This is a genomic window from Pseudomonas sp. YH-1 (assembly GCF_051990045.1).
GTDB lineage: Bacteria > Pseudomonadota > Gammaproteobacteria > Pseudomonadales > Pseudomonadaceae > Pseudomonas > Pseudomonas nicosulfuronedens.
In genome coordinates this window covers 6132151-6158713 of record NZ_CP178184.1, presented here as the reverse complement: position 1 = coordinate 6158713, position 26563 = coordinate 6132151, and the positions used below count along the sequence as shown (strand labels likewise).

General features: G+C 58.1%; 23 protein-coding genes. 14 read left to right on the top strand and 9 right to left on the bottom strand.

Annotated features, from left to right (window positions below):
• The first annotated feature begins 145 nt into the window (after nucleotides 1–145).
• Together ACKI1H_RS28435 and ACKI1H_RS28430 are read left to right on the top strand one after the other, a co-directional pair.
• Nucleotides 146–1285, top strand: coding sequence for an acyl-CoA dehydrogenase family protein (locus ACKI1H_RS28435; protein ID WP_440467052.1), 1140 nt, complete (start codon nucleotides 146–148; stop codon nucleotides 1283–1285).
• 42 nt (nucleotides 1286–1327) lie between these two features.
• Nucleotides 1328–2509 (top strand): CaiB/BaiF CoA transferase family protein, encoded by a 1182-nt coding sequence (locus tag ACKI1H_RS28430; protein ID WP_138525105.1) that lies wholly within the window; start codon nucleotides 1328–1330, stop codon nucleotides 2507–2509.
• Nucleotides 2510–2515: 6 nt separating this feature from the next.
• Here the strand turns inward: ACKI1H_RS28430 and ACKI1H_RS28425 are convergent, their stop codons facing one another.
• The 9 genes from ACKI1H_RS28425 to ACKI1H_RS28385 form a co-directional block, all read right to left on the bottom strand.
• Nucleotides 2516–3013, bottom strand: a complete 498-nt coding sequence (locus tag ACKI1H_RS28425; RefSeq protein WP_138525106.1) for a SprT family zinc-dependent metalloprotease — start codon at nucleotides 3011–3013, stop codon at nucleotides 2516–2518.
• Nucleotides 3014–3180: 167 nt separating this feature from the next.
• The gene (locus ACKI1H_RS28420; RefSeq protein ID WP_024764594.1) at nucleotides 3181–3777 is read right to left on the bottom strand and encodes a Yip1 family protein; all 597 of its coding nucleotides are present in this window, start codon (nucleotides 3775–3777) and stop codon (nucleotides 3181–3183) included.
• A 160-nt stretch (nucleotides 3778–3937) separates the two neighbouring features.
• Nucleotides 3938–4534 carry a DNA-J related domain-containing protein gene (locus ACKI1H_RS28415; RefSeq protein ID WP_440467051.1) on the bottom strand — a complete coding sequence of 199 codons (597 nt, stop codon included), beginning with the start codon at nucleotides 4532–4534 and terminating at the stop codon, nucleotides 3938–3940.
• A gap of 303 nt (nucleotides 4535–4837) precedes the next feature.
• Nucleotides 4838–12223 carry a calcium-binding protein gene (locus tag ACKI1H_RS28410; RefSeq protein WP_440467050.1) on the bottom strand — a complete coding sequence of 2462 codons (7386 nt, stop codon included), beginning with the start codon at nucleotides 12221–12223 and terminating at the stop codon, nucleotides 4838–4840.
• 3 nt (nucleotides 12224–12226) lie between these two features.
• Entirely contained in the window at nucleotides 12227–12403 is a 177-nt protein-coding gene (locus ACKI1H_RS28405) for a hypothetical protein (protein WP_440467049.1), read from the bottom strand.
• 35 nt (nucleotides 12404–12438) lie between these two features.
• Nucleotides 12439–13854 (bottom strand): HlyD family type I secretion periplasmic adaptor subunit, encoded by a 1416-nt coding sequence (locus ACKI1H_RS28400; protein WP_440467048.1) that lies wholly within the window; start codon nucleotides 13852–13854, stop codon nucleotides 12439–12441.
• A complete protein-coding gene (locus ACKI1H_RS28395; protein WP_440467047.1) occupies nucleotides 13851–16010 on the bottom strand; it encodes a type I secretion system permease/ATPase in 2160 nt (719 codons plus the stop codon). Before ACKI1H_RS28395 ends, ACKI1H_RS28400 begins: the two co-directional genes overlap by 4 nt.
• Before the next feature lie 17 nt (nucleotides 16011–16027).
• Complete coding sequence (locus tag ACKI1H_RS28390; protein WP_440467046.1) at nucleotides 16028–17293, bottom strand: glycosyltransferase family 4 protein; 1266 nt, start codon at nucleotides 17291–17293, stop codon at nucleotides 16028–16030.
• A 320-nt stretch (nucleotides 17294–17613) separates the two neighbouring features.
• Nucleotides 17614–17952 (bottom strand): hypothetical protein, encoded by a 339-nt coding sequence (locus ACKI1H_RS28385; RefSeq protein WP_440467045.1) that lies wholly within the window; start codon nucleotides 17950–17952, stop codon nucleotides 17614–17616.
• A 603-nt stretch (nucleotides 17953–18555) separates the two neighbouring features.
• Between ACKI1H_RS28385 and ACKI1H_RS28380 the strand changes: the two genes are divergently transcribed.
• The 12 genes from ACKI1H_RS28380 (at nucleotide 18556) to ACKI1H_RS28325 (ending at nucleotide 26534) form a co-directional block, all read left to right on the top strand.
• A complete protein-coding gene (locus ACKI1H_RS28380; protein WP_440467044.1) occupies nucleotides 18556–18681 on the top strand; it encodes a hypothetical protein in 126 nt (41 codons plus the stop codon).
• 267 nt (nucleotides 18682–18948) lie between these two features.
• Nucleotides 18949–19278: a lysogeny maintenance protein PflM gene (gene pflM / locus ACKI1H_RS28375; protein ID WP_440467043.1), complete on the top strand. Its 330-nt coding sequence runs from the start codon at nucleotides 18949–18951 to the stop codon at nucleotides 19276–19278.
• Between the two features lie 3 nt (nucleotides 19279–19281).
• Entirely contained in the window at nucleotides 19282–19575 is a 294-nt protein-coding gene (locus tag ACKI1H_RS28370; RefSeq protein WP_440467042.1) for a hypothetical protein, read from the top strand.
• Between the two features lie 224 nt (nucleotides 19576–19799).
• Nucleotides 19800–20228: a DNA-binding protein gene (locus ACKI1H_RS28365; RefSeq protein ID WP_440467041.1), complete on the top strand. Its 429-nt coding sequence runs from the start codon at nucleotides 19800–19802 to the stop codon at nucleotides 20226–20228.
• A gap of 16 nt (nucleotides 20229–20244) precedes the next feature.
• On the top strand, nucleotides 20245–20466 hold the full coding sequence (locus tag ACKI1H_RS28360; protein WP_192432117.1) for a hypothetical protein: 222 nt from the start codon (nucleotides 20245–20247) through the stop codon (nucleotides 20464–20466).
• Between the two features lies 1 nt (nucleotide 20467).
• Nucleotides 20468–20719: a hypothetical protein gene (locus ACKI1H_RS28355; RefSeq protein WP_192432115.1), complete on the top strand. Its 252-nt coding sequence runs from the start codon at nucleotides 20468–20470 to the stop codon at nucleotides 20717–20719.
• 12 nt (nucleotides 20720–20731) lie between these two features.
• Nucleotides 20732–20983 carry a major capsid protein gene (locus ACKI1H_RS28350; RefSeq protein WP_192224048.1) on the top strand — a complete coding sequence of 84 codons (252 nt, stop codon included), beginning with the start codon at nucleotides 20732–20734 and terminating at the stop codon, nucleotides 20981–20983.
• Nucleotides 20984–21123: 140 nt separating this feature from the next.
• Entirely contained in the window at nucleotides 21124–22341 is a 1218-nt protein-coding gene (locus ACKI1H_RS28345) for a hypothetical protein (protein ID WP_440467040.1), read from the top strand.
• A 4-nt stretch (nucleotides 22342–22345) separates the two neighbouring features.
• Nucleotides 22346–22702 (top strand): DUF2523 family protein, encoded by a 357-nt coding sequence (locus tag ACKI1H_RS28340; protein ID WP_151188328.1) that lies wholly within the window; start codon nucleotides 22346–22348, stop codon nucleotides 22700–22702.
• A 3-nt stretch (nucleotides 22703–22705) separates the two neighbouring features.
• A complete protein-coding gene (locus ACKI1H_RS28335; RefSeq protein WP_440467039.1) occupies nucleotides 22706–23989 on the top strand; it encodes a zonular occludens toxin domain-containing protein in 1284 nt (427 codons plus the stop codon).
• Nucleotides 23990–24222: 233 nt separating this feature from the next.
• The gene (locus ACKI1H_RS28330; RefSeq protein ID WP_440467038.1) at nucleotides 24223–25518 is read left to right on the top strand and encodes a hypothetical protein; all 1296 of its coding nucleotides are present in this window, start codon (nucleotides 24223–24225) and stop codon (nucleotides 25516–25518) included.
• The gene (locus ACKI1H_RS28325; protein ID WP_440467037.1) at nucleotides 25518–26534 is read left to right on the top strand and encodes a phage integrase; all 1017 of its coding nucleotides are present in this window, start codon (nucleotides 25518–25520) and stop codon (nucleotides 26532–26534) included. The genes ACKI1H_RS28330 and ACKI1H_RS28325 overlap by 1 nt, the downstream gene beginning before the upstream one ends.
• The last annotated feature ends 29 nt before the right edge of the window (nucleotides 26535–26563 follow it).

Here is a 26563-nt window from a genome sequence, read left to right as displayed (position 1 = left end):
GCGGGCGCTCTCCGGTGCAGCTTTGGGAAGTTTCACACTCTCATCTGCTGGGCGATTGCGTCAATCGACCCTGAGCGCTCGCGTCATTGAGGCCGCGTGCGGCCAGCACCTACCCTGCGGGCACTCAACCCACCGGGAGTCGACCATGCTGCGCAATCACTTCGAGACCGAGCACAACCTGTTCCGCGATGCGTTCCGATCCTTCCTCGACAAGGAAGTGGTGCCCCACCAGGAGGAATGGGAGGACGCCGGCGTAGTGGACCGCAGTGTCTGGCGCAAGGCGGGGGAGATGGGCTTCCTGCTGCCCTGGGCGGAAGAGGAGTACGGCGGAACCGGTCTGAAGGATTTCCGCTACGAACAGATCATGTGTGAGGAATTGGCCGCCATCAACGAGCCGGGCTTCATGATCCCGCTGCACTCGGCGCTGTGCGGCCCCTACATTGCCGAATACGGCAACGCCGAGCAGAAGGCTCGCTGGCTGCCGGGCATCATCCGAGGCGAACGCATCCTGGCGGTGGCGATGACCGAGCCGTCCGCGGGCTCCGACCTCGCCGGCATGCGTACCACAGCGGTGGACAAGGGCGACCACTTCGTCCTCAACGGCTCCAAGGTATTCATCTCCAACGGGCTGCTGGCGGACCTGGTGATAGTCGCAGCCAAGACCGATCCGAATAACAAGCACGCCATGGGCCTGTTCGTGGTCGAGCGCGGCATGGAAGGCTTCGAGCGCGGACGCAACCTGAAGAAGCTGGGCATGAAGAGCCAGGACACCGCCGAGTTGTTCTTCAACAACGTGAAAGTGCCGAAGGAAAACCTGCTGGGCGATGCCAAGGGGGGCTTCTTCTACCTGATGAACATGCTGGCCCAGGAACGCCTGACCAACGCCTGCGGCGCGGTGGCTGGTGCAGAGGCGGCGCTGAACGCCACCGTCGATTACGTGAAGGAGCGCAAGGCCTTCGACCGTCCGGTGGCGCACTTCCAGAACACCCGTTTCAAACTCGCCGAGATGCGTACGCAGATCGACGTAGCGCAGGTCTTCACCGACCGCTGCGTGATGGACCACAACCAGAAGAAACTTACCCCCGAAGTGGCTGCCGAGGCCAAGCTGTTCACCACCGAACTGCTTTGCAAGGTGGTTGATGAAGGCGTGCAACTGCATGGCGGCTGGGGTTACATGTGGGAGTATCCGATCTGCAAGATGTACGCGAACGCGCGCATCCAGCGCATCTTCGCCGGCACCTCGGAGATCATGAAAGAGATCATCAGCCGCGGCATGAAGCTCTGAGGCGCGGCGCCCACGCATCGATTGAGCGAAACAGGAGTGCCCATGAACGGCCCGCTCGCCTCCCTGAAAGTCCTCGATTTCTCCACCCTGCTGCCGGGGCCGTTCGCCTCGCTGTTGCTGGCCGACATGGGCGCTCAGGTACTGCGGGTGGAATCGCCCACGCGCATGGACCTGGTGCGCGTGTTACCGCCGCACGTGGATGGCACCTCAGCCAGCCACGCCTACCTCAATCGCAACAAGCGCTGCATCGCGCTGGACCTGAAGCAGGCCGAGGCAGTGGAGGTGGTGAAGCAACTGGTGCAGGAGTACGACATCGTGCTGGAGCAGTTCCGCCCCGGTGTGATGGACAAGCTGGGCGTGGGCTACGAGGCGCTCAGGGCGATCAACCCGAAGCTGATCTACGTGTCGATTACCGGCTACGGCCAGACCGGCCCGTTCCGTGACCGCGCCGGGCACGACATCAACTACCTGGCGCTGGCCGGTGTGGCCAGCTACACCGGCCGCCGCGAGAGCGGCCCGTTGCCTCTGGGCGTGCAACTGGCGGACATCGGTGGCGGTTCGCTGCACGGTGTGATGGGCCTGCTGGCGGCGGTCATCCACCGGCAGCAGACGGGGGAGGGGCAACAGGTCGATGTGAGCATGACCGACTGCGCCTTCAGCCTGCACGGCATGGCCGGCGCGGGCTATCTCGCGGCGGGCGTGGAGCCGGAGATGGAAAGCCTCGCGCTCAACGGCGGCAGCTTCTACGACTACTACCGTACTCGCGATGGTCGCTGGTTCTCGGTGGGCAGCCTGGAGCCGCAGTTCATGCAGCAATTCTGCGCCGCCATCGGTCGTCCGGAGCTGGCCGCGCGTGGACTGTCACCCAAGCCGGAAGAGCAGCAGGCGCTCAAGCGCGAGATTGCCATCGAGTTCGAAAAGCACGATTTCCACGAGTGGCAGGAACGTTTCGCCGCGTTGGACGCTTGCGTCGAGCCAATGCTCTCCATGGCTGAAGCGGTGGAGCATCCGCAATTGCGCGAGCGCGGCGTAGTCACTCAGGTGCCTACCAGGCAGGGCGGCACGCAGCGGCAGGCGGCCTGCCCGATTCGCTTCTCCGCGGGTGTGCCGGAGCCGCGCCACATCGGCGCCGCACTGGGCGCACACACGGCTGAGGTGATGGCGGAGCTGGGCTATTCGGCCGAACAGGTCGAGGCGTTGAAATCGGCGAAGGTCATCGCCTGATTCGCATCATTCGCGGCGGGTTTCGCCGGTGAAAATCAGCGTCGCACGGCAGCGCCGGCAGTAGTAGCGGCGGCCCTGTGCGACCAGGTTGTGGCGCTGGGCGGAAAAGGGGAATTCATTGCCCTCGCCGCAGTGGCAGCGATACAGGTAGCGGGTAGAGCGGCGGCGCTTGATCTCGTAGGTGTGGCAGCGATCGGGCGGCAGGCCGTAGATGCCGCGCATGATCAGCTGCCACTCTTCGCCGTGCGGGCGAATACGCGGGCCGAACATCTGGTGGGCGATCAGGTGCGCCACCTCATGGGCCACGGTCTGCTGCAGGAAGTGTTCGTGGTTTTCCCGGTACAGCTGCGGGTTGAAGCGCAGCAGGTTTTCATCCAGGTGGGCGACGCCGGCCTTCTGGCCGCGTAGCCGGAAGCTCACTTCCGGGCGGGGAAAGCGCCGCTGGAAGAAGGCTTCGGCCTGCTGGTAGCAGGCTTCGACGCGAGCGTTGAGCTGTTCAGGCATACAGTGGTTCTCCGACGGGGGCAGATTATGCCGCAGTCGGAGCGCGGGTGGAGGATTTCTCGCGGCCGCTCGTCCGGGGTGCAGGTTCAGGCAAGCCGGGCGAGTTTCAGGCAAGCACGTAAAAAAACCGGGCCGCTGGGGCCCGGTTTTACGTTCACGTTGTGCTATCAGGTGTATTCCGGGCCGACGCCGCTGCCCCAGAGGATGACCGACAGGGCCATCATCGCTACCAACACCACCAGTCCGACCGCCAGCACTGAGCTGGAGAACAGGAAGCCTTCATCCTTGGGAATGTTCATGAAGGTCGGGATGCCGACGTAGAGCAGGTAGACGGTGTAGCAGATCGCGGCGGTGCCGATGATCATGCCCAGCCACAGGTGTGGGTAGAGCGCCGCCAGACCGCCGATGAACAGCGGGGTCGCGGTATACGCAGCGAAGACGATGCATTGGGTCAGCGATGGCGACGCGTCGTAGGTGCGGGCCATCCAGTGGATAAAGGCGCCCATCACGGCGACGCCGGCGAGCATGGCGATGTAGGTCATGATGGTCAGCTGGATCGCGCTGGCGGCGGTCAGCTTGACCGGTCCCGCATTGCCCAATACCCAGCCGACCTGCGTGGTGCCGATGTAGGCGGAAATGACCGGGATGGCAGCGAGGATCAGGACGTGGGTGAGGTACATGTGGCTGATGGATTCTTCCTCGCCACGGATGTCCTGCCATTCCTGATCGGGATGGGTGAAGAGCCCCCACACATGATGGATCATGTCAGCATTCTCCTCTTCTTATAGAAGGCCGCCCCCCAGCCAGGCGCCTGATTCGCGTAGCCAGCGACATCCGGTGCCCGGCCGACCTATGCGACCTTAAGTCGCAGTATAGGAATGGCCGCAGGCCACGTCGTCCGTAGGGTTAGAGCAAATGGAAGTTTCACGGGCGGCTGTAATAGCGCTCCAGAATTTCCATCGCCTTGTTGATCGACTGCAGGCGCGTCGTGCTGCCGCCCCGATCGGGGTGGTGCTGGCTGACCAGTTGGCGGTAGCGCAGCTTGATCAGCGCGTAGTCCACCGGACCGTCCTCCAGCTCGAAAAGAGCCAGGGCTGCGGCCTTTTCCTCGTTGCCCTGCATGCGCGTCCAGAAGCTTTCCAGCAGCTTCTCCACGTCGTGTTCAGTCGTTTCCTTCAGATGCATCTCATCGAGGTAGTAGGCGCGCAGCTCGTCCTGTTCACCAATTGCCTGCACGCCACTTATATAAGGGGAGAGACGGATCTGCAGTGGGCCGATCTCCAGGTGCGCGGATTTCCCCTCCCAAAGCCGGTCGCGCAGGCGGTACAGCGCGTTGAATACGAGGAAATGGGTGCGGAACAGCACCAGCTTGTCCGTTAGCGGCAGGTTCGGCACGTGAGTGGAATGCCGGGCCTTGAGTTGCTGGATCAGCTGGAATTCGGAGATTCCTTCAGGCGTTTCCTGTAGCAACTGCAGGAGCTGGTCCGTCAGGTCGAGGGAAGGTTCGAGGTCGGGCATCATGCTGTCAGATTAGCAGTAGCCCGATAGAGGGGCTGGGGTATGCGTCGCTTTGCGCGTAGAAATGTCTGCCAGCGTTATTTTGATGGATAGCGTCGGATAGGCCTTGATAGATCAGGGGGCTGGGGCTTTTTACTGCATTGGGGCTGGATAGCTTCGGATAGGAATGGGCAGCGATATCGACACTTTTTCGACACGTTCAAGGTGTCTGCTATCGGCCATTAAAGGATGCACGATAGCAAGGAAGAGCAAGGCCTTTAACACGACCTTGCTCCTTATCACTCATCTTCAAATCAGGAGGTATGGCTATTTCCAATTAGCCGCTATCACCACCTCCAATTGTTGCCGCTGATCTTGCGTCAGAGTCGACTCACCACCTGCAGGTACACCGAAAGTGGCCATTGCGTTGACCAAACTTTGCACTTGACTCTCTAGTAGAGTCTTGCCATCAGAGGTTGTGATTCCACCGACATGGTAGTTTGTCCCTGTGTACCAATTGCTTACGGTGACCTTATCGCTAGTGCCGATCAAGCTGATATCGAGATTACTACCATTTTGGCGGAGCCAAAGTTGGTCGGCGGTTATTCCATCTGTGAAGATTATTTGATCAAAGCTGTTTGCGTCGTTGTGGTAGTTGTAGATAACGTCCTGTCCTGAACCACGTCCAAAATAGTACACGTCATTGCCGACATCTCCGGAGAGGTAGTCATTGCCGCTGCCACCCACCAGCGTGTCGTTACCGGCTTCACCGTAGAGCGTGTCATTACCCTCGCCGCCTTGCAGCAGATCGTTGCCTGCTCTCGAGTAGAGGGTGTCGTTGCCCAAGCCACCCTGAAGGGTATCGTCGCTGGCATAACCAGTAATGCCGTCGTTACCCTCACCGCCTTGTAGCAGGAGCAGTTTGATCGCCGCAGTGGTCAGGACACTGCCATCGGCAAAGCGCACCTCATCCACACGATAAGACCCTGTCCCATCCTGCTGGAAGAAGCTTTGTACCCAGATCTTATCCGTGCTGCCCTTGAGGCTGAGCACCAGATAGTCGTTGTAGCGACCGAACTGGATATCGCTTTGATTGATACCGGCGCCAAACTCAATGGCATCGATCCTTCCGACCGCTGCATCGTAGTTGTAAATCGTGTCCTCCCCCCAGCCTCGCTCGAAGTAGTACACGTCATTGCCAGCATCGCCGGAGAGGTAGTCATTGCCGCTGCCACCCACCAGCGTGTCGTTACCGGCTTCACCGTAGAGCGTGTCATTACCCTCGCCGCCTTGCAGCAGATCGTTGCCTGCTCTCGAGTAGAGGGTGTCGTTGCCCAAGCCACCCTGAAGGGTATCGTCGCTGGCATAACCAGTAATGCCGTCGTTACCCTCACCGCCTTGTAGCAGGAGCAGTTTGATCGCCGCAGTGGTCAGGACACTGCCATCGGCAAAGCGCACCTCATCCACACGATAAGACCCTGTCCCATCCTGCTGGAAGAAGCTTTGTACCCAGATCTTATCCGTGCTGCCCTTGAGGCTGAGCACCAGATAGTCGTTGTAGCGACCGAACTGGATATCGCTTTGATTGATACCGGCGCCAAACTCAATGGCATCGATCCTTCCGACCGCTGCATCGTAGTTGTAAATCGTGTCCTCCCCCCAGCCTCGCTCGAAGTAGTACACGTCATTGCCAGCATCGCCGGAGAGGTAGTCATTGCCGCTGCCACCCACCAGCGTGTCGTTACCGGCTTCACCGTAGAGCGTGTCATTACCCTCGCCGCCTTGCAGCAGATCGTTGCCTGCTCTCGAGTAGAGGGTGTCGTTGCCCAAGCCACCCTGAAGGGTATCGTCGCTGGCATAACCAGTAATGCCGTCGTTACCCTCACCGCCTTGTAGCAGGAGCAGTTTGATCGCCGCAGTGGTCAGGACACTGCCATCGGCAAAGCGCACCTCATCCACACGATAAGACCCTGTCCCATCCTGCTGGAAGAAGCTTTGTACCCAGATCTTATCCGTGCTGCCCTTGAGGCTGAGCACCAGATAGTCGTTGTAGCGACCGAACTGGATATCGCTTTGATTGATACCGGCGCCAAACTCAATGGCATCGATCCTTCCGACCGCTGCATCGTAGTTGTAAATCGTGTCCTCCCCCCAGCCTCGCTCGAAGTAGTACACGTCATTGCCAGCATCGCCGGAGAGGTAGTCATTGCCGCTGCCACCCACCAGCGTGTCGTTACCGGCTTCACCGTAGAGCGTGTCATTACCCTCGCCGCCTTGCAGCAGATCGTTGCCTGCTCTCGAGTAGAGGGTGTCGTTGCCCAAGCCACCCTGAAGGGTATCGTCGCTGGCATAACCAGTAATGCCGTCGTTACCCTCACCGCCTTGTAGCAGGAGCAGTTTGATCGCCGCAGTGGTCAGGACACTGCCATCGGCAAAGCGCACCTCATCCACACGATAAGACCCTGTCCCATCCTGCTGGAAGAAGCTTTGTACCCAGATCTTATCCGTGCTGCCCTTGAGGCTGAGCACCAGATAGTCGTTGTAGCGACCGAACTGGATATCGCTTTGATTGATACCGGCGCCAAACTCAATGGCATCGATCCTTCCGACCGCTGCATCGTAGTTGTAAATCGTGTCCTCCCCCCAGCCTCGCTCGAAGTAGTACACGTCATTGCCAGCATCGCCGGAGAGGTAGTCATTGCCGCTGCCACCCACCAGCGTGTCGTTACCGGCTTCACCGTAGAGCGTGTCATTACCCTCGCCGCCTTGCAGCAGATCGTTGCCTGCTCTCGAGTAGAGGGTGTCGTTGCCCAAGCCACCCTGAAGGGTATCGTCGCTGGCATAACCAGTAATGCCGTCGTTACCCTCACCGCCTTGTAGCAGGAGCAGTTTGATCGCCGCAGTGGTCAGGACACTGCCATCGGCAAAGCGCACCTCATCCACGCGATAAGACCCTGTCCCATCCTGCTGGAAGAAGCTTTGTACCCAGATCTTGTCTGTGCTGCCCTTGAGGCTGAGCACCAGGAAATCGTTGGAACGACCGAACTGGATATCGCCCTGACTGATACCGGCGCCAAACTCGATGGCATCGACTCTTCCGGCTGCCGTATCGTAGTTGTAAATCGTGTCCTCCCCCCAGCCACGCTCGAAGTAGTACACGTCATTGCCAGCATCGCCGGAGAGGTAGTCGTTGCCGCTGCCACCCACCAGGGTGTCATTACCGGCCTCACCAGAAAGGGTGTCGTTACCTTCACCCCCTAGCAGTAGGTCGTTGCCTGCTCCAGCATAGAGGGTGTCGTTACCCAGGCCACCCTGGAGGGTGTCGTCACTGGCATAACCAGTAATACGATCGCTGCCATCGCTACCTTTCAAGATGAGTAGCTGCTTTATTGCAGCAGTGGTCAGGACGCTGCCATCGGTAAAGCGCACCTCATCCACGCGATAAGACCCTGTCCCATCCTGCATGAAGAAGTTCTGCACCCAGATCTTGTCCGTGCTGCCCTTGAGGCTGAGCACCAGGAAATCATTGGAACGACCGAACTGGATATCGCCTTGATTGATACCGGCGCCAAACTCGATGGCATCGACTCTTCCGGCTGCCGTATCGTAGTTGTAAATCGTGTCCTCCCCCCAGCCACGCTCGAAGTAGTACACGTCATTGCCAGCATCGCCGGAGAGGTAGTCATTGCCGCTGCCACCTATGAGGGTGTCATTACCGGCCTCACCGGAAAGGGTGTCATTTCCCTCGCCGCCTTGCAGCAGATCGTTGCCTGCTCTCGAGTAGAGGGTGTCGTTGCCCAAGCCACCCTGAAGGGTGTCGTCGCTGGCATAACCAGTAATGGAGTCATTACCCTCACCACCTTGTAGCAGGAGCAGTTTGATCGCCGCAGTGGTCAGGACACTGCCATCGGCAAAGCGCACCTCATCCACGCGATAAGATCCTGTCCCATCCTGCTGGAAGAAGTTCTGCACCCAGATCTTGTCCGTGCTGCCCTTGAGGCTGAGCACCAGGAAATCGTTGGAACGACCGAACTGGATATCGCCCTGACTGATACCGGTGCCAAACTCGATGGCATCGACTCTTCCGGCTGCCGTATCGTAGTTGTAAATCGTGTCCTCCCCCCAGCCACGCTCGAAGTAGTACACGTCATTGCCAGCATCGCCGGAGAGGTAGTCATTGCCGCTGCCACCTATGAGGGTGTCATTACCGGCCTCACCGGAAAGGGTGTCATTTCCCTCGCCGCCTTGCAGCAGATCGTTGCCTGCTCTCGAGTAGAGGGTGTCGTTGCCCAAGCCACCCTGAAGGGTGTCGTCGCTGGCATAACCAGTAATGGAGTCATTACCCTCACCACCTTGTAGCAGGAGCAGTTTGATCGCCGCAGTGGTCAGGACACTGCCATCGGCAAAGCGCACCTCATCCACGCGATAAGATCCTGTCCCATCCTGCTGGAAGAAGTTCTGCACCCAGATCTTGTCCGTGCTGCCCTTGAGGCTGAGCACCAGGTAGTCATTGGAGCGACCGAACTGGATATCGCCTTGACTGATACCGGTGCCAAACTCGATGGCATCGATCCTTCCGACCGTTGCGTCGTAGTTGTAAATCGTGTCCTCCCCCCAGCCACGCTCGAAGTAGTACACGTCATTGCCGGCGTCTCCGTTGAGGTAGTCGTTGCCGCTTCCACCTATGAGGGTGTCATTACCGGCCTCACCGGAAAGGGTGTCATTTCCCTCGCCGCCTTGCAGCAGATCGTTGCCTGCTCTCGAGTAGAGGGTGTCGTTGCCCAAGCCACCCTGAAGGGTGTCGTCGCTGGCATAACCAGTAATGGAGTCATTACCCTCACCACCTTGTAGCAGGAGCAGTTTGATCGCCGCAGTGGTCAGGACACTGCCATCGGCAAAGCGCACCTCATCCACGCGATAAGATCCTGTCCCATCCTGCTGGAAGAAGTTCTGCACCCAGATCTTGTCCGTGCTGCCCTTGAGGCTGAGCACCAGGAAATCGTTGGAACGACCGAACTGGATATCGCCCTGACTGATACCGGTGCCAAACTCGATGGCATCGACTCTTCCGGCTGCCGTATCGTAGTTGTAAATCGTGTCCTCCCCCCAGCCACGCTCGAAGTAGTACACGTCATTGCCGGCGTCTCCGTTGAGGTAGTCGTTGCCGCTTCCACCTATGAGGGTGTCATTACCGGCCTCACCGGAAAGGGTGTCATTTCCCTCGCCGCCTTGCAGCAGATCGTTGCCTGCTCTCGAGTAGAGGGTGTCGTTGCCCAAGCCACCCTGAAGGGTGTCGTCGCTGGCATAACCAGTAATGGAGTCATTACCCTCACCACCTTGTAGCAGGAGCAGTTTGATCGCCGCAGTGGTCAGGACACTGCCATCGGCAAAGCGCACCTCATCCACGCGATAAGATCCTGTCCCATCCTGCTGGAAGAAGTTCTGCACCCAGATCTTGTCCGTGCTGCCCTTGAGGCTGAGCACCAGGTAGTCATTGGAGCGACCGAACTGGATATCGCCTTGACTGATACCGGTGCCAAACTCGATGGCATCGATCCTTCCGACCGTTGCGTCGTAGTTGTAAATCGTGTCCTCCCCCCAGCCACGCTCGAAGTAGTACACGTCATTGCCGGCGTCTCCGTTGAGGTAGTCGTTGCCGCTTCCACCTATGAGGGTGTCGTTACCAGCGCCGCCATAAAGACTGTCATTACCGGATCCACCATCAACATAATCATTACCGGCAGCACCAGTTAGCGCGTCATTTCCCGCAAGTCCGAACAAATAGTCCTGTTTGTCTTTGCCCGACAGACCCTGATTGTCTGTCGTACCTACCTGCAGTCCAATACCCAAAGAGTTGATCTTTGCAACCTCATCTGCGCTCAGACCTGCCACAAGGCGCTCAGTAAGAGAGGTCAATTCGGCAATGGCTTTGCCAGCCATTGGCTGAGTAACGAACTCCAGCAAGTCAGTCGCGCCATTGACGTGGTTGTTGTCGAAGGTGGTTTGGAACAAAGCGGCCACTTTGCTGAAATCAAGACTAATGCCCTCTTCACCAAGCGTGATGCCTATTGCCTCGACGTAAGGGCGCAGGCGCGTCTGGAGCAGCAGTCCGTTGTAGATGGACTCTCTCAAGGACTCATAGGCCTGATTGATGAGGCTCGCCTGGCCTGCGTTCAGCACCAGGTTTTTCTCGGTTAACGTCCAGTGAGAAGCGATGGACGCACCACCGCTCTGGGTCCCACCGTTGTTGCTGATTGCACTACCCGAGATATTTGTCAGTGATGCGCCGGACTTGATGCCTAAGCGGCTCAAACCACCACTGCTATTCTCTTCTTTGGTGAAATTGAAAAAGTTTTGCGCGTTAAATACTTCCAGAAGTCGCACGCGCTCAAGAAGGGTTTTCTGCTGAAGTTGAGCTGCGGTCGGACCACTACTGGTCGATCCCGGATCGATACTCCCGGAAGAGGATCCACTGCCTCCACCTGAGAACCCCAAGTCCTGCTCCCATGACCATTCGAAGTCTACAGTCATGATGCCGGTAGACAGATCGCTGACCCGTTGCTCAAAGGTCCGGTAATTCGAGCTATCGGCCCACTCACTCAACAGACTGTCGAGTAAAGCTATCTGCTGCTCGCGGGTTTGAGCACCGGCATATTCCGCCAGTACCCCTTTGAGCGCGGTATTTTGCATGCTGGCTTCACGCAGATCCCGCACTGCGCCGGAGCCTTTCATGTCCGGCAGAGCCTTGGCTGCTTCATCTAATGGCAGATGATCAGTGAATTCACGATAGAACGGGTTAGATGCGAGATCCAAGTTGCCAGCAATGCTCTGGTTACCGTTGACTTCGCCGGTCGATCCGTCATCCCGCATAAAACTACCAATGGCACTGATAATGTTGCCGTTGCTATTTTGATTGCTGTCAGTTGCCGTGAGATTGATGGAAGTTATGTGGTGATCGGCGAGCGACTTTAGTTCATCGGCCTGACTGACTCCGTCCTGGTTCAGATCTTGCCATACCTGTACGCTGGCGAACTGAGTGTCGTTGGCATCAAAAACACCGTCGCCGTTGGAGTCTAAGTCCTTGAGGGCGTCAAAGCCGTTTGTGGCTTTTTCACCATTCGTCTTGACGTAGTCAATACCGAAGAGTTCTGCACCAGAGTCGATTTTTCCGTTGCCATCTCGATCCCAGGCTAGGAAAGCATCGTCCTTAGCAAGCCAACCAGTTCCGGATTTTAAACCATCTCCATCGAAATCAAAGGTAATTCCACTGTTAGCAGAAATCGTTTCAAGCCCATCGTTATCCAAATCTAAGGCAAGAGGATCAACACGTTGCACAAATTTATTGGCGGAGCTGAAAAAACTGTTCACATCGTGCCAGACGCTAACAATCTCATCAGTCCAAGTCATTGGGGGATGCGTAAGTCCTTCTCTAGAATTGTGTTCAATAATAATTTGCCGACGAATGCTTAGCTCCTCTGACTTTTCATCTCCCGCTTTTCCCGACCAAATATAAATCCCATAATCCGGCGCTGGTGGGCTTGAATACCAACCGCCATCCTCTGGATTATATACGTACCCGTCAATTATGTGAGGATTCTGATAGTCCCCCACTCGCTCAGAATAAATTATTCCGAACCAGCCTTTAAATGAGAAAACAGGCGCGCCTGCCACCTGATTTCCTAACAAACTCGCCACGAGATCCTTCAGCTTCATAAGTCAATTCCATTTGGTAGAAAAATAAATAAAAATACAAGCAAAAAAACCAAAGCCTATCAAAGAAACTTTTAAGTCGCTCATGCCTCCTTTGTACTTTCCCAGGGTTGCAATCTTCAAAATAAGAAGACCGGAAAAATAACAAAGAACCTCCCATACAAAATAAACCAGTGCATCCAAGATTGCCTCCTTAGTCTAAAGTTAGAATCATGAATTCATCGCTCACCCAAGCCTTCTTCTACATGCTGCTTTAATGGGCTCAGGAAGTACTCGATAACTTTTCGCTTGTCCGTTTTAACTTCGGCACTCACTGCCATTCCCGGCGTTAACGGTACATCTGTACTTCCAACTCGAATTTGATTCTGGCCAAGTTGAATGCGCATGCTATAGAGCAGTCCGCGCTTTTCATCCTCAATCGCATCCTCTGAAACGCTAATAACTCGACCATGTACCACGCCATACTTGGTGAAGGTGAAGGTCTCCACCTTGATCTCCACTTCCTGCCCTGGACGCACAAATCCGATGTCCTTGTTCTCAAGCATGGCCTCCACCTCAACCGGCTGGTCCTTAGGAACGATGACCATCAACGGTTGAGCCTCAGTGACTACGCCTCCATTGGTGTGAATTGCCAGTTGCTGAACAGTGCCGTCGACCGGAGCAGTCAAGCGGGTCAAACGGTCCCGTTGTTCAGCCTTGAGCAGCTCTTGAGTAAGCCCTGCTGCTTTCTGTTCGGACTCGTGCTGCAGATCGAGCATGGCGCGCCGGGTCTGGGCGATGACACTTTCACGACGCTGCTCGGCTTCGCGTTGTGATGCATCGAGTTCGATTACACGCGCTTGTTGTACGGCGAGTTCACGCTGCTGATCCAGTCTGGCCTGTTCCTTTTCCAGCCAAGCGTGCTTTGCCACGAAATTGCGCTCCAGAAGATGCTTGTAGTCAGTGGCCAGTTGTTCAGCGATCGGCAAGGTCTGCCGCAAGGAGTCAACGGTCGCCTGAGCCGCACGAATCTCTGCAGCCCGCTGATCGATCGTCGCTTGGGTTTGACCCACATTGCTGCTCAGCTCGAGATACTGTCCCTGAAGCCACAGCTGAGCTGCCTGACGCTGATCCTCGCCCACATCAGGCAAGCGAGGAGTCAGTGGCTGTGGCGGCAGAGCAGTACGAATCGACTCCAGCAGTGCTGCAGCCCTAGCGGCGTCAATCCGAGCGGCTAGCAAGTCTGTCTTCAGACGCTCCACGTCAGCCCCCGTTTGGCTGCCGTCCAGTTCTACCAGCAGATCTCCGGCCTTTACTTGTTGGCCGTCGTAGACGTGAATGTCCTTTACCACCGCCACATCGCTTGGCTGGATGACCTTGGTCTTGCCGCTGGGGACGATCTTGCCCTGCGCAGTCGCCACAACATCGATTTCGCCTAGGCAAGCCCACAAAACGGCCAGTGCCGAGAACGCAATGATCGACCATTTGATGTTGCGGGCCGCGGGGTGAACCGGTTGTTCCTGCAGGGAGAGCGCTGCTGGCAGGAATTGCACCTCATGCGGCAGCCGCACGGGTGCGTCCATCTGTTTGCGGTTTCGCCATGCATGGGACCAGGTGCGCCGGTAACGATTTAGGAGTTCGCGTTTGGCGCTCATGCCTGGCCTCCTTGTTGGAGGCGGTGCAGCCGCGAGTAGTGGCCGGCCTGCAGGGTCAGCAATTCTCCGTGGGTCCCTTGTTCGACGATCTGGCCTCGGTCCATGACGATGATTCGGTTGGCGTCACGCACGGCGCTCAGGCGATGAGCGATGATTACTACCGAGCGACCTTGGCAGATAGCTTTCATGTTCTGCTGGATGACACGTTCCGACTCATAGTCCAAAGCACTGGTCGCTTCGTCGAAAATCAGAATGCGCGGATTACCGATGAGTGCTCGCGCGATGGCGATACGCTGCCGTTGGCCACCGGACAATGACGAACCGTGTTCGCCTACTACCGTGTCGTATCCCTCCGGAAGTTCCAGGATGAACTCATGCGCCCCCGCCAATCTGGCAGCCTGAATGACTGCCTCCATAGGGGAGCCTGGATCGGTCAGCGCGATGTTTTCGCGGATGCTGCGGTTGAACAACAGGTTGTCCTGCAGTACCACGCCGATCTGACGTCGCAATGAGCTGACGTCGGCCAGGGCGAGATCCATGCCGTCAACCAACACGCGGCCGCGCTCGGGAACATAGAGTCGCTGTAGCAAGCGAGTCAGCGTGCTCTTGCCAGACCCGGAGCGCCCGACAATGCCTATAACCTCACCGGGGTGAATGGCGAGATTCACACCGCGCAGTACTTCCGAACCATCAGGTCGGTAGCGGAAGTGCACTTGATCGAACTCGATCTGTCCACGCAGCGGAGGAAGCGTGCTGCGGGTAGCTTGGGCCAGTTCGGTCTGGCTGTTGAGAATGTCGCCCAGGCGCTGTACGGAAACGCCGGTCTGCTGGAAATTGGTCCATAGTTGGGCAAGACGCATGATGGGTTGCGCCACCCGCCCCGCCAGCATGTTGAAGGCCACCAGTTGCCCGACAGTGAGTTGGCCATCGATCACCAGCCGAGCTCCCAGCCAAAGTGTCGCTACGGTGACTAGCTTGCCGATCAGCGAAACACCTTCGTTGGCAAACGTTGACAAGGTTTGGGTCTTGAAACTGGCAGATACGTAGGCTGCCAGTTGGTTGTCCCACTTGCGGGTGACCTGCGGTTCCACCGCCATGGATTTGAGCGTGTCGATGCCATTGATCGACTCGACCAGGAACGCCTGGTTCTCAGCACCGCGGCTGAAGCTTTCTTGAACCCGTGCCCGCAACAGCGGCGTGATGAGTAGCGAAAGCACGAAGTACAACGGCAACGACAGGATCACTACCAGGGTGAGCCATCCGCTGTAGAAGAACATCACCGCGATGAACACCACCGAGAACAGTACATCGAGCAGCAGCGTGATCGCGTTGCCGGTCAGGAAGCTGCGGATGTTTTCCAGTTCCCTGACACGCGCAACGGAGTCGCCTACCCGGCGGGCCTGGAAATAGGCCAGAGGCAGGCTGACCAGATGCCGGAACAAGCGCGCACCCAGCTCGACGTCGATCCGACTCGCCGTATGGGCAAAAATGTAGCTGCGTAGGCCGCTCAACAGCGACTCGAATAGCATGATGCCCAACAGGCCCACTGCAAGGACATCGAGCGTGGAAAGCCCCCGGTGGACCAGCACCTTGTCCATCACGACCTGGAAGAACAGCGGCGTCAGCAGCGCAAATATCTGAAGGACGAAGGAAGCAACCAGTACCTCCCCCAGCAACTTGCGGTACTTGACGATGGCGGGGATGAACCAGGTGAAGTCGAACCTCGACAGCTCGGAAGCCTGCGAGGCCTCCGAACGAAACAACAGCAGCTCACCACTCCATCTTGATTCGAGTTCTTCCTGGCTGATGATCTCGGGGCGTTGCACCAGCGGGCTTTGAATCAAGGCCTTGCCCTGATCAATCCGAGCGATGATGAAGTAGTCACCGTCATTGCTTCGCGCGATGGCGGGCAAAGGCGTTTGCGCCAGTCGATCAAAGCGGGTTTTTACGGATTTAGCCTTGAGACCGAGCTTGCGTGCTGCCAGCAGCAACTCGGCACTTCCAAACTGAGCACCTGGCGGCATGAATTCATGGGCCAGTTGATCAGCGGACGCAGCCACGCTGTGAAAACGGGCCAGCATGACCAGACAGATCAAGCCGGTGTCCGGCGCCTGAGATTGTTCTTGTTCTGATGAAAGCGCTTCGGTACTGGACATGCGGTTTTCCTGGCGTGTCAGAGAGGACAGGCCAACTGGGTCAGGGAGGAGGTAGTGGGTGCGGGCTGTTTGCCCGAAGCGGAGAGAGCTTCGGCAATCAACTCCCGGTAGCCGGTCAAGCCGGCTTCAACGCTGTAACGGCACGCGGTTTCACGTGCCTCGGCTCGTAGAGCCTGCTGTGTCTGGGGACTATTCAGGGCTTGTAGCACTTGATCAGCGATGCCCTGGGTATCGAAGAAGTCGACCAGATAGCCGTTCTCGCCATGCCGCACGACTTCCCGCACCGGGGCGGTATCCGAGCCGATAACCAGGCACCCCGAGGCCATCGCTTCGAGCATCGACCAGGACAGGACAAAGGGGTAGGTCAGGTAAACGTGAGCAGCCGAGACCTGCAGTACCTTGCAGTAGGTTTCGTAAGGGACCTTGCCAAGAAAGTGCACACGCTTGTGATCAATGTGCACTTCCCTCAGCATTCGTTCGCGCCAGTTCGCAGCGTCTTTCGGCTTGCCGCCGTAGCTGACGTCGTCTCCACCGATTACCAGTATCTGAGCAGTGTGGTGCTCTTTCAGGACTCGCGGCACGGCTCGCATGAAGCTGTGGAACCCCCGATACGGTTCCAGGTTCCGAGCGACAAAAGTGACAACGGGCTGACCCGCTTTCAGCTCGAGCCCGGAAGGAAGCACCAGACTGGCTTTCGGATCAGGTCCGAGCTGCCGAATCGGAATACCTTCGTGAACGACTCTGATCTTCTGCAGGTATGGCTCAGGATGCACACTGCGCTGCCAGTGAGTTGGAGATATTCCCCAATCACACTGCTGCATGTTCAAAAGGTGCAGCGCGTTACGCGTGTTTAGCCTGCAATTGCCATCGAGCGAGGCGGGGAATTCCGGGTCGAATCCTACATCTGCCCCTTGGGTGCGGTAATAGAACTCGCAGAAATGCACCAACGGGATATCAGGAAAGACGTCCTTCACGTAGAGCGTTTCGCCCCACGCGGGATGGCCCAGAATGACATCGGGGCGAACACCTTCGGCTTTGAGTTTCTGGATTACACGCGCAACCTGCTGGCCGTGCAGAACAGCTGATTCGAAAGATTGCAGGTACGGATGTGTCTGCGGAGATGCGACACGATGCGGTCGATATCGGTGTAGCTCGACACCGCCCAGGCCTGGGGCAGTATCCCGGCCAATGGCAATGACACGATGACCGGGCTGCGCTGAAAAATACTGCGCTATGTGTCGAAACTGACCGGGGAAATTCTGGTGGATGAGCAGGAGGTTCACGAGAGGACCTCTTGCCATACCCGGCTAGGCGCGGGAGCGCGCACGCTAACTGACATCCGTATCAAATTGATAGCCCGCATGCATCCATCCGTGGTGTGCAGGTGTGCAGGTGTGGGGAGTAGCCGGGCTGAACTCAGTCTCGGCTAGCGATAACTAGCGCATTCATAGCACTTTGTCATCACTTTGTGGCAGATCTGATACACACATCAAAGAAGGCTATCCATCCGTATTCTGCATGATGCTCCCTCGAAGCGAGAGACGATGCGACAAATAGCTGTTTGAACAGTCTGCTTTGGGTCGGTAGCTGATTCTCACCGTTTCTAACAATTATCTCTGATGCCTGCTTTGGATTTGGAGTTTGGGTTCACTTGGTCGCGCTCGAGCCAGAATTGACACGCTTCGCTGTAGACGCGCATCTGACGCATTTTCTGGAAGCGGGCGCTTTCCTCTTCCACTTTCTCTTGCTGAAGCTCCTTCCGTGCATTCCTCCCAAACAGTTTTGATTGGGCCGTTAGCTCTGTGGCGGCCTGGTCAAGCGCTTGGCTGATTGGCTTGGCGATAGGGCCTAAGGCCTCTACTGCCTGAGAGGTTGCCGATCTCGGCTCAGCCCATGCTGTGCCGACCATAAAGAAGAAGGGGAGGGCGATTAATCGGTTCATCGTTCGTCCTTGGGTGCTGGTTTGACTTACTGCACGCAGCACAACGCTTCTTAGGGCGTTATCCCTTTTTTTCTATGAACCACTTGAGGGCTGCTTTCCTTGTCAGCTCTATCCCGCGTGGGGTCCTTGTAAGAGGGTATCTGCCTCTTCGTAGTCGGGACTGACTTGCCCAACAGAAGGGGCTATCTCGCCGGTCACGAGCCATAAGGCATATTCCGGGGCAATTCTAACGATGGCTTCAATGTCATCCTCGTTAGCTCGCCTTTTGTCGTTCCGGAGCGCGTACCACTTTTCGCGGTCGATACCTGTCAGCTCTTCCAGTTTCTTAGCTGTCAGAGACTTATATTCCCAAATTCTTACAATTCTTCCCTTTATCATTCCTAAAAGTTCTTAAATATTTGCAAATAATCCTAGGTATCAGGTCCAATTATGGGTATGTTTGGAGTATGTGATTTGTAAATACTGCAATTTAAGATTCCCATAAATTAGCTGATCGTAACTTAGGGGGAGGTTATGGAACAGAACGGAAGCAAGGTTTCTCTCGAAGCGGTCAAAAACGCTCCCGTACTGATGCCTTGGCGGAAATTCGCGTCGTGGATTGGGATGCCCGAGGGGGTAGTGGAGGGCTGGATTCGCGTCGGCTACATCCCACGCATCAAGATCGGTAACCGCGTCATGGTGAATGTGGCGCTGCTGAGTCGCCGTCTGGTGGAACAGGAGGGCCTATGATGAGCCTTCTTTCTCCGCTCAGTGCTCAGCGTGTTCGAGAAAAGCTCGCCGCTGCGCGTCTGTCGTTCCGACTGATGCACAAGGCAGTGGCCGATGGCTTCGCAGATGCAGCGCGCCGACTTCATGAGGAAGGGCGGATGGAGCTTGCCTCCGCACGTTTGACCGTCGAAGCCAACCGCGATGATGACGTTCTTCCTTCTATGCGGTGCCTGTTCTCTCTCGCTGTGATTCATCCGCGTCTGCCTACTGATCGCGAGGTGACTTCCGATGCTGTCGAAGTACGTTCGTCAACCTCACGCCCCGGGCTGCGATTGCTCTGTCTGCTGGTCCCGTCGCGAACTGGGGAAGCCCGCAGCCTCCCAGTCCACACGCTGCACCGAGTGCCACCCTACGCGGGTCTTCACGGTCGTTACTACGATGGCGCTGGTCGCGGGAGTGTGGCGCTCGATCCACTCGACGTACCGGGTGGAGCCGGGTTTTACCTGCGCGAAACACATGCCCGCGCTCCGTCCCCCGAAGTATTGGCACGTTGTCTACGACAGCGGGAAGCCAACGCCCTTCGTCCCGGTGCGCGAGCCGTTCGAGCTGGAGGGCTGAGCCATGTTTGATGAAGTCTTCAATTGGCTGCTCTTCTTCTTCGGCCCCTTGGGCCTGCTGCTAATGCTGGTGGCGGCGGTTTTCGAACCATCGAAGAAAGACCTCAAAGCCGAGCTCGTCTTTGCCGATCCTGACGGCAGCCTGCGCACCACCACGGTGTTGCTGCTCGCCCTAGCCATTGCCTGCGCAAAGGCCAATCAGGTCCAGGGCCGCCGCACCGGCTTGTCCGAACGCGCTTTTCCGTTCGGACAAACGGAGCGCCGGGCGAAGCGCACCCTTGACCGTCCCCCTCCCTGAATAGCCTCCGCTCGGGAGTGAGGGGCAGCATCACCGCCCCGCGCTCCTGAGCCCTCGGCGGCGAGAGCGGGATGACAAGGGCAGAGCCCTTTGTGTTGCCCCCTCTAACCGCCAGCACCATCGCAAAACCCAGGCACCACCACACCCGCTGAAAGACGGCCACCAACGCGCCCAATTTGCAGCAGCGGGCCAACTCATGCCCGAAAAAGGCAAAGGAGCTTCAGATGAACATGTTTGCAACCACTGGCGGCGTCGTTGAACTGTGGGTCATCCAGACCGACACCTTCACTTCCAAAACCTCCGGCGAAATCTACGCCAGCGTTCAGGCCATTTCGCCGATCCCGGACGGCGCTCGCGGCAATGCCCGTGGCTTCGAAATCACCCAGTACGACATCGAGCCGACCCTGCTCGACGGCATCGTCTTCGAAGGCTCCCCGGTGCTCTGCAAGTTCGCCAGCGTCGTCCGTCCGACCAAGGACCGCTTCGGCAACACCAAGAACACCCAGGTCCTGACCGAACTGCTCGCGACCGGCAAGGACGTGCACACCCCGGCACCGAGCCGCCAGCCGCAACCCCAGGCCCAGCGCCCCACTCAGCCGCCGGCCAGCGACAAGCCCGCCGCTGACAAACCCTCCGACAGCAGCAAGTCCTGACGGGGAGGTTAGGTAGATGAAAGCGCCGCTCCGTTTCGCCTTCGGCTGGGTTCTGTACGTGGCAATTCTCTGCGCCGTATCGCCTGCCGTGCGTGCGGTGCGCGAATTCCTCGAACCCTACCCGCTGGATTCCGTGATCGCTGTGGTCGCGGCTGCGTTCGCCTTCTTCGCCCTGTGGTGGTTCGTGCTGCGCTCGTTCTGGTGCTGGTGTGACCGCCCACGTAAGGAGGCCCGCTGACATGTCAGGCGTGGTTGCCGTTCAGGTCTGCACCAGCTGGGCGTCCACAGCGGACGGCCTCATGCGCTGCCAGCAGATCGAGTGGCAACAGGCCTATCTGATTCCGCCCGAGGCCGCTGGAGCAATTGAAATCCTGGTCAACGGCGGGTTCTCCCTGGAGGCCTTCAGCATCGGTGCTGCGGGCGTTCTGGGGGCATTCGTGACGGGGCTTTTAACTGGCTGGGTCGCGTCACTTCTTCGTAAAGCCAAGTAGAGAGGAAACACCATGAACGCCATGAAACAACAGATCGCCAAGTTCAACCCGGTCCGCTCGTTCCGCAACCTGTGCATCGCCGGCACCGTCACCGCTGCCTCCTCGATGCCGGTGTGGGCGGCCAGCGTCATCGACACCAGCGCGGTCGAGCAGGCCATCACCGACGGCAAGTCGGACATGTCCAACATCGGCGGCTACATCGTCGGTGCCCTGGTCATCCTGGCCGTGGCTGGCCTGATCTACAGCATGTTGCGCAAAGCGTAAATGCTCTGGTCGGTGTGGTTGGGGGCGTTCTTCGCCGGCGCCTTCATCACCGGGTACCGATGCGGCGAATTCTTCTGACCCCACTCATGTGGCCGAACCTGGACCCCGCTTCGGCGGGGTTCTTTCTATCTGGAGGAACCATGGGGCTGCATCTTCGACTCGCCATCGCCGCCGTGGTCGTGCTGTTCAGTGGGGGTGCTCACGCACTGACGCCGTATTACTGGATTTTCAGTGATCGGAGTGGCCCGAACTTCGACTCTCCGGCGTCCGCCTGCTCCGACACTTTGGCGTACCTACAGCGGATCAATCAGGGCGCGACAGTCAGTTATTCCGGCTATGTCATGGTGGGTGCAGACAAAGCCTCCTGTAATTTCTCGGTGGCTTGGCCCAGCACAACGGTTGCTGCCTCGCAGGGTTTGACCCGCGTCGGTGATGGCTGCGCTCAGGGCAGTGAGTACAACCCGGCAACCGCTGCCTGCGAGATCCAGCGCCCGAGCGACGCCGAGTGCAAGACCCGCGACAAGTACACCAAAGCCGTGCAGTTCGTCTTCACCGATGGCGGCGCGGTGCTCGACCTCGATCCGGAAATCAAAGACGGCTGCGTGTATGAGCCGGGCTCGCCCGAGAACTGCAACGACAACGTCTGCACCGTCGATATGAATCCGGTGGGCAACGACGACATGTCGGATAACCCGGACAACCCTGACCAGCAGCTGCAGGACTACCTCGACCAACTCGCCAAGCAATTCAAGTGCGAGAAAACCGCCAACGGCACGGTCGGCTGCACTGGCGCGCAAACCACTCCCTCCGATATCGACCCCGACGACAAATGCCCGGATGGCTATTCGTGGTCCGGCACCGCCTGCTTCCCCACCACGGGCGGCGGCAACGAAAACCCCGATAACCCCGGCGGTAATACCGGTGGCGGTGATGGCGGAAACAACGGAGGTGACGGCGGCACTGATCCCGGCACGGGCAACGGTGACGGCGGCGGCTCCACGGGTGGCGGTACAGGCGGCGGGGATGGCGGCACCAACGGCGGCGACGGCCCCAAAGAATCCCTGGTACAGCCCAAGCAAGGTAGCTGGGACGAAGCCCTGGAGACATGGTCCGGCAAGGTCGAGGACGCCAAAAAGGAGTTCTCCGAAAAGATCAAAGAGAACGCCGACCAGCTCAAGGGTGTGTTCGATCTGAACCTTGGCGAAGGCGGCGGCAAGCTCCCCTGCGACACCTTCGTGGTCTGGAAAAAGACCGTCAGCCTCTGCTTCACCCCCTACGAAGAAAAGCTCTCCTACCTGCGCTACGCGCTGATGTTCATGGCATCAGTGCTGGCCGCCTTCGTCATTTTGAAGGAGTGACCTCATGGAATGGCTATCCAGCTTTTTCGACCAGATCGTCCTGTTCCTCCAATGGATCTGGGAGTTCTTCACCCAAGGGATCTACGACTTCATCAAGGACGGCTTTGTGGTCGCCACCCAGTGGGCGATGTACAGCGCGCTCCAGGGTTTCCTGTTCCTGCTCGATGTCAGTTACACCGTCGCACGCGAGCTGATCGACAGCCTCGGCGTCTCCAACATGGTCCGCTCCATGTACGCCACGCTCCCTGGTCCGCTCGCTGCGGCGCTGCAATTCCTCGGCGTACCGCAGGCACTCAACATCATGTTCTCCGCCCTGGCCACGCGCTTCTGCATGCGCTTCGTGCCGTTCATAGGGAGGTGAGTCATGTCCATCAAGATTCACCACGGCCCCAACGGCTCGTACAAAACCTCCGGCGCGATTCAGGACGATGCCGTCCCCGCCCTCAAGGAGGGCCGCGTCATCATCACCAACGTGCGTGGGTTCACCCTGGAGCGGGCCTATACGGTCTTTCCCGATCTGCCGAACACCGCGCAGATCATCAACCTCGATCTGGAGTCGCTGGCCGATCTCGAAAAGATGCGCACGTGGTTTCAGTGGGCACCGCGGGGCGCGTTCCTGATCTTCGACGAAACCCAGCTGCTGTTCCCCAAATCCTGGCGCGAACGTGATCTGGAGAAATTCGATTTCCCAGGCGGACCCGAGGCGGCGCACGAAGCGGATCGGCCCATGGGCTGGCTCGATGCCTGGACCCGGCATCGCCACTTCAACTGGGACATCGTCCTGACGACGCCCAACATCAGTTACATCCGCGACGACATCCGCATGACCTGCGAGATGGCCTACAAGCATTCCAACCTCGCGGTCATCGGCATCCCCGGCCGGTACAAGGAGGCCCAGCATGACGCCCAGCTCAACCGACCACCCGCTGACGGCACCATCGTCGAATACAAGCGAATCCGAAAGCAGACCTTCCGCCTCTACCAGTCCACCGCTACCGGAAAGACCCAGGACACCAAAGCCGGCAAGAGTCTGTTCCGGTCGCCTAAGTTGGTTCTTCTACTGGCACTGCTGGCCGGCACTATTGGCTTTGTCAGCTATATGGGACCTCTCAAGGTCGTCGGTGGTGGCGCTCAGCAAAACCCTGATCCTGCCCATTCTCAGCCAGCTAGCGAGCCTCATCCTCAAGGGGCTGCTCTACCTGCTCAAGCGCCTGCTGCTGCGCGTAGCACTCTTCCTGCTGGTGCTGTTTTTGGCCAACCAAGTGTTTCGACTCTTCCACTAGCCGAGCATCCCTTCGCGGGCCGACAAATCGCCGTGGCGGCCCGCGTGAAAGGGCTGGTGAAGGGCATGCAGCGCGAGATGTACATGTTCGTCATCACCGATGCCGAAGGACGCCGGCTGATGCTCAATTCCTGGCAGATGGGCGAGTCCGGCTACGGCGTGAAGGCCCGTTCGGAATGCGTGGCCGAGCTGTCCTACGGCGCGTACCACGAAACCATCGTGTGCGCCGGAGCCTTCCCCAGACAAGCGCAGCCACCCGCAGCAACGCCCGTAGAACTGGTAGCCGCTCCAGCAGCACCCCCAGGGCCAACGCTGACCATCGTCCCCGATTCCGAATACCCCGCACGCCCCTGGAGGACCCAATGACCCTGCACGGCCTGATCAACGCCCTTGGGCTGCTCGCGCTCGCGTATGCGCTCGGTTTTCTCACCGCCTTGCAGGTGATGCAGCCGGTGGCGGCGTTTCCGTTTTGAGTCGGCGAGCCGCGCCGCCGGCCGGGAGCGCCAGGCACGAGCGGTAGGCCGAAGGCGCGGCCGACGACCCTGTAACACGTCGGATAACTCAGTTACTCATTGGATAGCATTGGATAGGTTTGAATCATGACTAAGGCAGCAGAACACCAGATTCGCGCAGTACTTCAGGAAGACGGGCAGTTTTTCGAGTCGCCCAAAGGGCGCATCTTTTTCAGCAGTAGGGCAGGGGAGTTCACCGACCTTTCCGGTGTGCGTCTGTTGCGCTGCGGCGTGGATACGGTCCGCCAGTTGTACAACGGCCTGATTCGACCCGAGGTCATGGCGATCTTCGATGAGCCAGAAGACATCGTAGAGTTCGCCGGTTACCAGTGGGCCAAGGGCCGTATTGGTCGCGACTCCGGCTATCAGTACCGGCTACAGAACGCCGATATGGGGCTGATCCTGCTGATCAAGAATCACAACGTGAAGCTCGAGAACATCGGCCCGCATCTCAAGATCGAAGTGTCCCCGCACGCCCTCGACGGTGCTGATCCATTGATCCTGCAAGGCATGCTCGATGACCTGGCCGCAGGCGTGCTCTCAGCCTGCGAAACCAACCAATGCGCCGTGCATCTCGCGCTCGACGTGCAGGGTTGGACGCCTCCGTCTGACTTGGTGGATCGCATGCATTGCCGGTCCCGTCGTGTTCGCCAGATCAGTGGCATCGAGCGTATCGAGTTCGATGGCAACGCCTCGGTCTACGGCCGTGGTGAAACGTACATGTTCGGCTCGGCCAGCGGGCTGCAACTGTGCATCTACAACAAAACGCTCCAAGCCCGGACAACCGACAAGCTCGACTATTGGGAATGTGTTTGGGCCAACCTGAATGGCGATCCCTTCGGTGATGGTGACCCTGCTTACAACCCTCTGGAAACGGTCTGGCGTATCGAGTTTCGTTTCCACCATTCGGTGGTACAGCAGTTCTCCGAAGGATCCAGGATGACCTCTGGTGAGGTCATCGGCTGCCGTACCTACGCGGGTCTGTGCCCGCATCTGCAAGGTCTGTGGGGCTACGCCTGTGAGAGCTTCCGGTTGTTGGACAGCCCGAAGGAGTTCAATCCTTTCTGGTCGCTCATCACCCTGGATACTCAGGTGCAGGTAGAGGCCGATCCGCTCATTGATCGCACCGAATATCGCCGCTACTACAAGACGGCTCAGGGTTTTTCCGGCAAGAACTGCGAGATGTTCCTGGGCCAGTTCGCTAGCCTCATTGCAAGGGAGCGCGTACCACCAAAAAAAGCCTTAGAGGTCGGGCGTACTTTGCCCTTTTGGCATGTGATCGAGGATCACTATACCGCCAAGGGCTACAGCACTCGCGACCTCGAAAGACACATCATTGGACTCATAAATGATCGGTACTTGAAGCGGGGGTACGCGATCTGATGGCGATCACTAAGCTGGAGGATGGTCGCTGGTTCGTCGACGTCGAACCCATCAAGGGGAAGCGCTTCCGCAAACGGTTCAAGACCAAGGGCGAAGCTCAACGCTTCGAAGCTTCTGTACGCGCGAAGCTGGCAGTAACACCGGAGTGGAATCCCAGGCCGAAGGACATGCGTCGCTTGTCTCAGCTCATCGAGCGTTGGTTCGAGCTGCACGGGCATGCGATCACCAGCGGGCGACGTCGCAAGAACATGCTGCTGTTCATTGCTGCGAAGCTGGGGAATCCTATCGCTCAGACATTCACGGTCTCTGACTTGGTGGCACTGCGTAAAGTGGAGTTGGAGGAAGGGGCACTCCCGCGCTCGATCAACGTGCGGTATTCCTACCTCAAGTCCATCTATACCGAGCTCCGACGACTCGGTGATATCGACTACGCCAATCCCCTGGATACATTGAAGCCGCTGAAGCCACAGCAGGAGGTGGTGTCGTTCCTGTCGAAAGAGCAGGTCGCGACCTTGGTATCTGCGCTGCGGAACTACTCGACGTTCCCACACTTGGCCCTGATATCAGAGATCTGCTTGGCTACGGGGGCGAGATGGTCGGAAGCTCAACGACTGACTTGGCCGATGGTTCGTGCGGGCTGTGTGGTCTTCGCCAACACCAAGTCGAAGCGCGTCCGCTCGGTGCCTATCTCCCAGGAGCTGCAAGACCGTCTGGAGGTCTACTTCGCTAAGAAGACCCGATTTCCCTTCTGCAGAGAGGCATTCGCTCGCATGGTGAAACGCTGCAATATCGAGCTGCCGCGTGGCCAGTGCACCCACGTTCTGCGCCACACCTTTGCGTCTCACTTCATGATGAATGGAGGCAACATCCTCGCGCTGAAGGAGATCCTGGGGCACACGTCGCTGAACATGACGATGCGCTATGCCCATCTCTCCCCCGAGTACCTTCAGGATGCGGTTTTGCTCAATCCTCTGTCTATCTTCGACAGGGGGGCAATGGTTGATCCGATAATTTGATTGGTTTCCGTCATCGGCTGGGAATGGTG

What these genes read in the sequence shown, in the direction of transcription:
- ACKI1H_RS28340 (WP_151188328.1), top strand. Translation starts at nt 22,346, where the DNA reads ATGGAATGGCTATCCAGCTTTTTCGACCAGATCGTCCTGTTCCTCCAA.
- ACKI1H_RS28410 (WP_440467050.1), bottom strand. Translation starts at nt 12,223, where the DNA reads ATGAAGCTGAAGGATCTCGTGGCGAGTTTGTTAGGAAATCAGGTGGCA.
- ACKI1H_RS28425 (WP_138525106.1), bottom strand. Translation starts at nt 3,013, where the DNA reads ATGCCTGAACAGCTCAACGCTCGCGTCGAAGCCTGCTACCAGCAGGCC.
- ACKI1H_RS28335 (WP_440467039.1), top strand. Translation starts at nt 22,706, where the DNA reads ATGTCCATCAAGATTCACCACGGCCCCAACGGCTCGTACAAAACCTCC.
- ACKI1H_RS28350 (WP_192224048.1), top strand. Translation starts at nt 20,732, where the DNA reads ATGAACGCCATGAAACAACAGATCGCCAAGTTCAACCCGGTCCGCTCG.
- ACKI1H_RS28330 (WP_440467038.1), top strand. Translation starts at nt 24,223, where the DNA reads ATGACTAAGGCAGCAGAACACCAGATTCGCGCAGTACTTCAGGAAGAC.
- ACKI1H_RS28325 (WP_440467037.1), top strand. Translation starts at nt 25,518, where the DNA reads ATGGCGATCACTAAGCTGGAGGATGGTCGCTGGTTCGTCGACGTCGAA.
- ACKI1H_RS28355 (WP_192432115.1), top strand. Translation starts at nt 20,468, where the DNA reads ATGTCAGGCGTGGTTGCCGTTCAGGTCTGCACCAGCTGGGCGTCCACA.
- ACKI1H_RS28435 (WP_440467052.1), top strand. Translation starts at nt 146, where the DNA reads ATGCTGCGCAATCACTTCGAGACCGAGCACAACCTGTTCCGCGATGCG.
- ACKI1H_RS28345 (WP_440467040.1), top strand. Translation starts at nt 21,124, where the DNA reads ATGGGGCTGCATCTTCGACTCGCCATCGCCGCCGTGGTCGTGCTGTTC.
- ACKI1H_RS28370 (WP_440467042.1), top strand. Translation starts at nt 19,282, where the DNA reads ATGTTTGATGAAGTCTTCAATTGGCTGCTCTTCTTCTTCGGCCCCTTG.
- ACKI1H_RS28380 (WP_440467044.1), top strand. Translation starts at nt 18,556, where the DNA reads ATGCCCGAGGGGGTAGTGGAGGGCTGGATTCGCGTCGGCTACATCCCA.
- ACKI1H_RS28365 (WP_440467041.1), top strand. Translation starts at nt 19,800, where the DNA reads ATGAACATGTTTGCAACCACTGGCGGCGTCGTTGAACTGTGGGTCATC.
- ACKI1H_RS28385 (WP_440467045.1), bottom strand. Translation starts at nt 17,952, where the DNA reads ATGAACCGATTAATCGCCCTCCCCTTCTTCTTTATGGTCGGCACAGCA.
- pflM (WP_440467043.1), top strand. Translation starts at nt 18,949, where the DNA reads ATGCTGTCGAAGTACGTTCGTCAACCTCACGCCCCGGGCTGCGATTGC.
- ACKI1H_RS28395 (WP_440467047.1), bottom strand. Translation starts at nt 16,010, where the DNA reads ATGTCCAGTACCGAAGCGCTTTCATCAGAACAAGAACAATCTCAGGCG.
- ACKI1H_RS28415 (WP_440467051.1), bottom strand. Translation starts at nt 4,534, where the DNA reads ATGATGCCCGACCTCGAACCTTCCCTCGACCTGACGGACCAGCTCCTG.
- ACKI1H_RS28430 (WP_138525105.1), top strand. Translation starts at nt 1,328, where the DNA reads ATGAACGGCCCGCTCGCCTCCCTGAAAGTCCTCGATTTCTCCACCCTG.
- ACKI1H_RS28360 (WP_192432117.1), top strand. Translation starts at nt 20,245, where the DNA reads ATGAAAGCGCCGCTCCGTTTCGCCTTCGGCTGGGTTCTGTACGTGGCA.
- ACKI1H_RS28420 (WP_024764594.1), bottom strand. Translation starts at nt 3,777, where the DNA reads ATGATCCATCATGTGTGGGGGCTCTTCACCCATCCCGATCAGGAATGG.
- ACKI1H_RS28400 (WP_440467048.1), bottom strand. Translation starts at nt 13,854, where the DNA reads ATGAGCGCCAAACGCGAACTCCTAAATCGTTACCGGCGCACCTGGTCC.